The sequence below is a fragment of the Streptomyces sp. NPDC101152 genome, from assembly GCF_044768275.1.
Taxonomy (GTDB): domain Bacteria; phylum Actinomycetota; class Actinomycetes; order Streptomycetales; family Streptomycetaceae; genus Streptomyces.
Genome location: NZ_JBIWPO010000007.1, coordinates 294,343 through 302,768, shown reverse-complemented (window position 1 = coordinate 302,768; position 8,426 = coordinate 294,343). Strand labels below are relative to the sequence as shown.

Sequence of the window (8,426 nt, the reverse complement as noted above, 5' to 3'; positions counted from 1 at the left end):
GCCACCTCCACCTCACAGGCCTCGGCACCTGACCGCGAACAGGCCTGCAACCAGCTCCAAAGTCAACCCCCGAAGGACTTACGACGCAGACCACTAAGCCGGACGGCGCACGGGTGGGGGGCTCTGTCAGTACCTGTAACGACAGAACCTTCTCCCCCTCCGTGGGCCGCGGTTTCCTCGATGGCGGACACACGTGGCACTCGGGCCCGCACCGTTCGATGAAGGAGATTTCCGTGCCGAAGCAGTCTGCCCCCCAGGATCTGGCCGGTATCGCGCCGAAGCTCGTGGAGATCACCGACGACGTGCTGTTCGCAGACGTCTGGGAGCGGCCCGGACTGTCGCCGCGAGACCGCAGCCTGGTCACCGTGAGTGTGCTGGCCGCCCTCTACCGCAGTGAGCAGCTGCCCCACCACCTCGGGATGGCCCTGGACAACGGGCTGAGTGTGGAGGAGCTGTCCGAGGCCATCACCCACCTGGCCTTCTACGCCGGATGGCCCAACGCCATGACCGCGATCAACCTGCTGAAGAAGCTCGCCGACGAGCGAGCCGCCTGACCCGGCCGAGCCGAACTCCCTTCCCCCACCGTCAGAGACCAAGGAACACCGCCGTGGAACACATCACCTCCACCCCCACCGCCAAGGCTCCCGCCGAGCGTTTCACCGGCGACGTCTACCTCAACCAGATCGAGGCGCCCACCGACCCGGCCCGCCTGGCCACCGCCCTGGTGCGGTTCACCCCTGGTGCCCGCACCAACTGGCACTCCCACGCCAAGGGTCAGATCCTCCACATCACCGACGGGGTCGGCCTGGTCGGTACCCGCGACGGCGGTGTCGTGCGGGCCACAGCGGGTGAGACGGTGAAGTGCGCGGCCGGTGAGGAGCACTGGCACGGTGCCACCGACACCACCCTCATGGCCCACGTGGCCATGCTCGTCGGCGACGACAACGGTGACGGCACGACCTGGCTGGAGCCCGTCACCAGCGAGCAGTACGCCAAGGCCCTGGTCACCGCCGCCCGCTGACCGCACCCCTCCGGAAAGGCCCGTTCATCATGCGTGGAGCCGTCCTTTACGCTCCCGGGGACGTGCGCTTCGAGGAGCGCGCCGACCCCACGGTCCAGAACCCGACCGACGCGGTCATCCGCACCGTCGCCACCTGTGTGTGCGGCTCGGACCTGTGGGACTACCGCGGTGTCAACCCCGTCCCTCAGCCCACCCCGTTCGGGCACGAGTACGTCGGGATCGTCGAGGAAGTCGGCGCCGACGTGAAGGCGGTGCAGCCGGGGCAGTTCGTCATCGGCTCGTTCTTCGCCTCCGACAACACCTGCCCGAACTGCAGGAACGGCTACCAGACCAACTGCCTGCACCGGGAGTTCGTCGGTGCGGAGGGCTGCCAGGCCGAGCGGATCCGGATCCCGCTGGCCGACGGCACGCTGGTCGCCACCCCCGAGCTGCCCGAGGAGAAGTACGTCCCCAGCCTGCTGGCCTGTTCCGATGTGATGGGCACCGGCTGGTACGCGGCCAAGGCCGCCGAGGTACGACCGGGCGACACGGTCGCCGTCGTCGGTGACGGTGCGGTCGGCCTGTGCGCGTTGATCGCCGCCAAGGAGCTGGGCGCCGAGCGGATCATCGCCATGTCCCGGCACCAGTCCCGGCAGAAGCTGGCCCGCGAGTTCGGCGCCACCGACGTCGTCGCCGAGCGCGGCGAGGACGGCGTGGCCCGGATCAAGGAGCTGACGGGCGGGATCGGCGCCGACCGCGTGCTGGAGTGCGTGGGCAACGAGCAGTCGATGCAGCAGGCGCTGGCCTCCACCCGTCCCGGCGGCAACGTCGGCTTCGTCGGCGTCCCCCACGGCGTGTCCCTCGACGGCGAGCAGCTGTTCTTCTCCCACGTCGGTGTGCGCGGCGGCCCGGCCCCCGTACGCGAGTACCTGCCCCACCTGATCGACCTGGTCCTCGCCGACCGCATCGATCCGGGCAAGGTCTTCGACCTGGAGCTGCCCCTGTCCCGGGCGGCCGAAGGCTACAAGGCCATGGACGAGCGCCGCGCCATCAAGATCCTGCTGCGTCCCTGAGGGGGCAAAGGCCCTGCCCTGCCCAACGGAGGGCACCGACCGGGGGTGCCCGGGTCGGTGCCCTCCGACGTCGTCGAGTCGTGTCCGCCGCTCACGGCAAGCGCCAGTCCACCGGCTGTGCCCCCTGGCGCACCAGCAGGTCGTTGGCCCGGCTGAACGGCCGTGAGCCGAAGAATCCACGGTCCGCCGACATCGGCGACGGGTGCGCGGACTCGATCGCCGGCAGGTCCCCCAGCAGCGGCCGCAGATTACGTGCGTCACGTCCCCACAGGATGGACACCAGGGGCGTGCCGCGCCCCGCCAGCGCCCGGATCGCCTGCTCCGTGACCTCCTCCCACCCCATGCCCCGGTGCGCGCCGGGCTTGCGCGGGGCGGTGGTGAGCGCCCTGTTCAGCAGCAGCACTCCCTGCTCCGTCCAGGGCGTCAGATCGCCGTTGGACGGCCTGGGCAGCCCCAGATCGGTGTGCATCTCCCGGAAGATGTTCTCCAGGCTGCCCGGCAACGAGCGCACCTCCGGCGCCACCGCGAAGCTCAAGCCGATGGCCATGCCCGGCGTGGGATAGGGATCCTGACCCACGATCAGGACACGAACGTCGTCGAAGGGCTGCTGGAAGGCCCGCAGGACGTTCGCTCCGGACGGAAGGTACGTCCGGCCGGCCGCTATTTCGGCCCGCAGGAAGTCCCCCATCGCGGCGATACGTTCGGCGGCAGGTTCCAGAGCCTTCGCCCAGCCCGCTTCAACAAGTTCATGCAGAGGTCGTCGTGCCACAGCGCGTCACCCTACTGGCACACACCGGAGCTCCGCACAGTTACTCTTCCCCCTGATCAAAGTGATGCAGCCGGTCCGGTAGAGCACGGAGGCGGTCACCGGGAGGAGGCGAGCGCCCGTTGCCTGAGTGGAGTGCTGAGGGCTCGAACCCTCATGGTGATCGCAGGGCGACTCGTCCTGGTTCGCCCGCCGTCCTCGCCGTCGACTCCGGGGGGTCCGGGCTGCGTGTCGTCCTGGGGACGGTTCAGGGGGCCGTCCTGGGACAGGGCGAGTCGGCGCAACCGGTGCGGACCGGAACGCGTGGGATCGACACGGGGCACTTCATGGAGCAACTGGTGCCCCTGGTACGGGGGTTGCTCGCGGAGTACGGGGTCACGGAGGTGCGCGCGGCCTGCGTGGGGGCCGCCGGGCTCGCCACCCTCGGCGACGCGCTGCGCGCGGAGCTTCCGGTGGCCCTGCGCGGGGAGTTCGGCGTCCCGTCCCTCGCCCTCGCCGCCGACGCGGTCACGGCCTACGCGGGCGCTCTCGGAACGCGTCCGGGGGCCGTGGTGGCGGCCGGTACGGGCCTCATCGCCGTCGGCACCGACCTGACCCGCTGGTTCCGGGCGGACGGCTGGGGTCATCTGCTGGGCGACTGCGGCAGCGGCGCCTGGATCGGGCGGGCCGGCCTCGAGGCGGCCCTGCGCGCTCACGACGGCCGTCCGAACGGATCGGGCCTCCTGCTGGCCCGCGCCGAGGAGATGTTCGGCCCGGCGTCCGGACTGCCCGGTCGGCTCTACCCCCGCAGCGACCGCCCCGCCGTTCTCGCCTCCTTCGCACCCCAGGTCGCCGCCTGCGCCGAGACCGACCCGGTGGCCGGGCACATCCTGCGCTCGGCGGCCCGGCACATGGCCGAGTCGGCGGCCGCGGTGTGCCCGACCAAAGGCGCGCCCCAGGTCGCCGTCACCGGGGGCCTGTTCAAGATGGGCGACCCTCTCCTCGTACCGCTGCGGGAGGAGTTGACCCGAGTGCTGCCGCACGCGGGGTGGGTGACGGCCGCCGGCGATCCGCTGAACGGCGCGCTGCGCATCGCCGTGGACCTCGCCGCCGGCACGCTCACCCTGCCGGGGGAACCGGTGATGTTGTCCGTGGTGACCACAAAGGGCGACTGATCCCCAGGCATCGCAATCCGCCCGATTCGCACGGCGATCACTTCGGATCTGTACGTAACTCATCAGACAAAAGCGGACGGATACCGCTCACCTGCCCCCTCCCCGAACGGACGAGCCCCATAAGCCAGTAACATGCGTCGCCATGAGCTCCCCCACTGGGCCCGCGTCCGGCCTGCCAGTACGAATGCCGCGACCTCGCCAGCCCGGGCGGCACCGCCGACCCGAGCCCCTGGCGGCTCCCGAGGGCGCGCCCGCGCTCGTGCTCGCGGTGCCCGGTACTCCCGGCACGGCCACGCGTGGTCTCGCCGAGGAGGTCGTGAGCATCGCGCGCTCCGAGCTGCCCGGCATCGACGCGCGGATCGGATACCTGGACGGGGACGACGCGGAGTTCCCCACGCTCCAGGCCGTGCTCGTGCAGGCCGCCGAGGAGCGCACGGCCCGCTATGAGCAGGCCAAGGCCGCCGGCCTCGATGTCAAGGCGCCCGACGGGCCCGTGGCCGTCGTGGTGCCGCTGCTGGCCGGGCCGGACAGCGCGCTGCTGCGGCGGATCCGCCAGGCCGTGATGGAGAGCCGGGTCGCGGCCGACCTGACCGATGCGCTGGGCCCGCACCCGCTGCTCGCCGAGGCGCTGCACGTGCGACTGTCGGAGGCCGGGCTGGCCCGCGCCGACCGCGCCCGGCTGTTCACCGTGGCGACCGCCGCGGACGGCATCGTCCTGGCCTCGGTGGGCGGCGACGAGGCCGTGCAGGCGGCCGGGATCACCGGCATGCTGCTCGCCGCGCGTCTGGCCGTGCCGGTGATGGCGGCGGCCCTGGACCAGGACGGTTCGATCGCTTCCGTCGCCGCGCAGCTGCGTTCCTCGGGCTCGCAGCAACTGGCGCTGGCGCCGTACCTGATAGGGCCCGAGATCGACGCGGGCCTGATCGAGGAGGCGGCCAAGGAGGCGGGTTGCTCCGCCGCCGAGCCGCTCGGCCCCTACCCGGCGATCGGCAAGCTCGCGCTGGCGAAGTACACGACGGCTCTCGGTATCGCACCGCAGCAGCCGCAGGGCGCGCCGGTCCGCTGACGCGCTCCGCCACCGCAAGACCACCGAAGGGCCCGCTCCGCACCCCGGAACGGGCCCTTCGCCGTGCGGGTTCAGCCGAAGACGACGCAGGAGGCGGACGGGACTTCGAGGGCGCCCTCGTAGCGGGGCAGGCCCGTGTCCGGGTCGACGGCGAACCAGGTGATCTCGCCGGAGCGCTCGTTGGCGGCGTAGAGGAACCCCGCCGACTCGGCGAGGGCCCGCGGCCAGTGGCCGCCGCAGGGGACGGTGCCGAGCAGCCGCAACTCGTCGCCCTCGACGGCGAAGGTGGACAGGACGTCCTCATCCCGGGTGGCGGTCCACAGGAAGCGGCCGTCGGCCGAGGTGACGATGCCGGACGGGTAGGCGTCGCCGGCCGATGCGGCGGGCAGCACCTGGTACTCGGCCAGCGGCCTGAGGGTCCCCTCCTCGGCGTCCCAGCGGCAGGCGGTGACCGTCGGGGTGAGCTCGTTGGCGACGTACGCGCGCGTGCCGTCCGGGTGGAAGGCGAGGTGGCGCGGTCCGGAGCCGGGGCGCAGAGCGATCTCGCGGTGGATCGTGAGAGAGCCGTCACTCAGGGCGCACACCCGGACCGAGTCCGTGCCGAGGTCGACGCTGACCGCCCACCGGCCGCTCGGGTCGGGCTGGATCTGGTGGGCGTGCGGCCCCTGCTGGCGCCGGTTGTGCGGGCCCGAACCGCTGTGCCGCAGGACGGCGGAGGGGCCGTCGGCGAGGGTGCCGTCGGGGCGGACGGGAACGGCGGTGACACTGCCGGAGCCGTAGTTGGCCGTCAGCACGTGGCCGGCGAAGACACAGAGGTGCGTGGGGCTGTCCCCGCCGACCGGCACCGGTGCGCCGGCCCGCTCCAGCCGGTCCCCGGCAACCCGGTACGCGGCCACCGCGCCCTCGGACGTCTCGCTGACCGCGTAGAGCACGTCCCCGCCCGGCGCCAGGGCCAGGTAGGAGGGGTCGGGGACGCCGTCCACCTTGCTCAGGGCGGTCAGGGCGCCGGTGTCCCGGTTCACGGCCGCCGTCACGATCCCCGGGCCCCCCGCCGCCGTGAACGACCCGATGAAGGCCCTCCGCCGCCGCATGCCGCCATCCGTCACCGCTGTCCCCTCTCGCCGCTGTGCCGTCGGGGCGACGGTAGCAGTCGATCACACGCGGTCTAGACCAGAGGTGCCGACGTCGCGCAGATGTCAGGAGCCGACCAGAGGCGATCTTGACGGTGCGCGCAGGGGCGTGGACAACTCCGCGAGGGCCCGCTCCAGGCCGTGGAGGTGCGCCAGGGCACCTGAACCGGCGGGATCCTGGCCGGGGGTGGCCGGGTGGTCCCCGTCTCCCGTGAGGGCCTCGACCGCCGCCTCCACCCGCCAGCACGCCGCGGCGAGGCGGGCGTCGTGGGAGGCCTCCGGGTCGGTGGCCACGGCGGCCAGGCCGCGGATCTCGCGTGCGCAGTCGTCGAGGAGGGCCAGCACCCGGCGGGCCCGCCGCTTGCGGCCCACCATGGGGTTGAGCGGATGGACGAGGGGCGCGACCGACAGCCGTACACGACCGAGCAGCTGCTCCAGTTCCGCGACCCTCGACGCCGGGTCGGCGTCCGGAACACCGGCGAGCCGGGCCGCGGCCTCCGCCGTGCAGCTGTGCACGCAGCGCAGGGCCCGCTGGATCCAGCCGTCCGTGGTGGTGTGCGTGGTGACCGGGAGGACGAACAACACGGCCAGGGCGGCGCCGAGCGCCCCGACTCCGGTCTCCGTGAGGCGGAGGGCGAGCAGGCCGGGGGTGAGGACTCCGAGGAGGCCGTACAGGAGCTCGGCGAGGAGCGTCACACAGAGCATCATCCACGTGTACGAGACGGCGGCTGTGTAGAAGATGCCGAAGACGCAGGCGGCCAGGAGTACGGCCGTGGGGGCGGCCGCTCCGTGGACGGGGACGGCGACTAGCAGGCCCAGGCCGATGCCGATCAGCGTGCCGAGCACCCGGCGGAAGCCGCGGACCAGGGTCTCGCCGCGCGAGGCGGTGTTGACGAAGATCCACCAGGTGGCGCCGACGGCCCAGTACCAGCGCTGCCCGGACACCAGCTGGCCCACCAGGAGGGCGAAACCCGCTCCTGCGGTCGCCTGGACGGCCTGGCGCGTGGTGACCCGGGCAAGCCCCCGGCCGGGCGGCGCAGCGGGCACCGGCGCCGGGGGCAGCCGGTCCTCGTAGCACCACACGCCGAAGCGCACCGCCGCGGCGCTGAGCAGGGACAGGACGACCGCGGCGGACAGCTCCGCCAGCCGGCCGAAGGTCGCGTGCAGGAACTGCGCGACGAAGAAGGTCATGAACGCGAACACGCCGAGGCTGTGCCCGCGCGGGCCCCAGCGGCGGGCGTACACACCGGCGCCGACGACCGCGAGGAAGGCCAGGTCGCGGGCCACGGGGTGGTCGTGCAGCTCGGCGGCGACGGCGAGCACGGGCAGGCCGACGGCGGGCAGCAGCGCGGTGGTGATCGTCTGCCGGCGGACGGTGGGGTCGGCGACGGTGAACAGGGCGAGCAGGGCCGCCAGCCCGCCGGTGACGATGCCGGCGAGGGAGAGCCCGGCCAGAGCGCAGACGCAGACCGCGAGGCCGATGCCGAGCAGGGCCCGCGCGGCGAAGCGGAGCCTGGTGCGCCCCGGGTCCGGAGCCACGAACACCGTCTTCAGCATCTGCTTTCCGCCCCCTCGATACCTGGCATGGAAAAGGCGCCGCGGGGTCCGCAGCGCCATCGACGTGCCCATTGCAGCATCAGGACCGCAGCCGGCTCAACCGACAGCGATTAAGCTGGGCCATTGGCACAGTCATTGGGGTCCCGGTTCGTCCACGGACGGGCCAACGGACCATGCGCGAGGAGGCCGCCCCCATGGCCGTCGACGAGCTCGACACCCGCATCCTGCGGCTGCTGCTGGAGCAGCCGCGGACGAGCGTGCGCGAGTACGCCCGCATCCTGGGCGTCGCGCGCGGCACGCTGCAGGCCCGCCTGGACCGTCTGGAGCGGGACGGCGTGATCACGGGGACCGGCCCGGCACTGTCCCCGGCCGCGCTCGGTCACCCGGTGCTCGCGTTCGTGCACATCGAGGTCACCCAGGGCCATCTGGACGAGGTGGGGGACGCGCTGGCCGCCGTGCCGGAGATCGTCGAGGCGTTCTCGATCACGGGCGGCGGCGATCTGCTGACCCGGGTCGTGGCCCGCGACAACGCTCATCTGGAGGACGTGATCCAGACACTGATCAGCCTGCCCGGCGTCGTCCGCACCCGCACCGAGGTGGCCCTGCGCGAACGCGTCCCGCAGCGACTGCTGCCACTGGTCGAGTCGATCGGCCGTACGGCACGCCGGTGATCTTTGTCA

At 72.7% G+C, this 8,426-nt stretch carries 9 protein-coding genes; 6 read left to right on the top strand and 3 right to left on the bottom strand.

The genetic code is table 11. The annotated features are described in order from the left end of the window. Nucleotides 1–233: 233 nt before the first annotated feature. The 3 genes from ACIRVK_RS12855 to ACIRVK_RS12845 are packed head-to-tail and all read left to right on the top strand — an operon-like array spanning nt 234 to nt 2,073. Complete coding sequence (locus tag ACIRVK_RS12855) at nt 234–554, top strand: carboxymuconolactone decarboxylase family protein (protein WP_404246131.1); 321 nt, start codon at nt 234–236, stop codon at nt 552–554. Between the two features lie 53 nt (nt 555–607). Next, nucleotides 608–1,021 carry a cupin domain-containing protein gene (locus tag ACIRVK_RS12850; RefSeq protein ID WP_404246129.1) on the top strand — a complete coding sequence of 138 codons (414 nt, stop codon included), beginning with the start codon at nt 608–610 and terminating at the stop codon, nt 1,019–1,021. Nucleotides 1,022–1,050: 29 nt separating this feature from the next. Further along, nucleotides 1,051–2,073 carry a zinc-dependent alcohol dehydrogenase family protein gene (locus ACIRVK_RS12845; protein ID WP_404246127.1) on the top strand — a complete coding sequence of 341 codons (1,023 nt, stop codon included), beginning with the start codon at nt 1,051–1,053 and terminating at the stop codon, nt 2,071–2,073. Between the two features lie 91 nt (nt 2,074–2,164). Here ACIRVK_RS12845 and ACIRVK_RS12840 read toward each other — a convergent pair whose 3' ends face one another. Further along, complete coding sequence (locus ACIRVK_RS12840) at nt 2,165–2,842, bottom strand: uracil-DNA glycosylase (RefSeq protein ID WP_404246125.1); 678 nt, start codon at nt 2,840–2,842, stop codon at nt 2,165–2,167. A 119-nt stretch (nt 2,843–2,961) separates the two neighbouring features. Between ACIRVK_RS12840 and ACIRVK_RS12835 the strand changes: the two genes are divergently transcribed. Then, nucleotides 2,962–3,993 carry an N-acetylglucosamine kinase gene (locus ACIRVK_RS12835; protein WP_404246123.1) on the top strand — a complete coding sequence of 344 codons (1,032 nt, stop codon included), beginning with the start codon at nt 2,962–2,964 and terminating at the stop codon, nt 3,991–3,993. Between the two features lie 142 nt (nt 3,994–4,135). After that, nucleotides 4,136–5,059 (top strand): sirohydrochlorin chelatase, encoded by a 924-nt coding sequence (locus tag ACIRVK_RS12830; protein ID WP_404246121.1) that lies wholly within the window; start codon nt 4,136–4,138, stop codon nt 5,057–5,059. 71 nt (nt 5,060–5,130) lie between these two features. On the opposite strand, the gene ACIRVK_RS12825 is transcribed toward ACIRVK_RS12830, so the two are convergent. Continuing rightward, entirely contained in the window at nt 5,131–6,165 is a 1,035-nt protein-coding gene (locus ACIRVK_RS12825; protein WP_404246119.1) for a lactonase family protein, read from the bottom strand. 90 nt (nt 6,166–6,255) lie between these two features. Further along, a complete protein-coding gene (locus ACIRVK_RS12820; protein WP_404246117.1) occupies nt 6,256–7,746 on the bottom strand; it encodes an FUSC family protein in 1,491 nt (496 codons plus the stop codon). Between the two features lie 194 nt (nt 7,747–7,940). Between ACIRVK_RS12820 and ACIRVK_RS12815 the strand changes: the two genes are divergently transcribed. Then, the gene (locus ACIRVK_RS12815; protein ID WP_404246115.1) at nt 7,941–8,417 is read left to right on the top strand and encodes an Lrp/AsnC family transcriptional regulator; all 477 of its coding nucleotides are present in this window, start codon (nt 7,941–7,943) and stop codon (nt 8,415–8,417) included. Nucleotides 8,418–8,426: the final 9 nt, after the last annotated feature.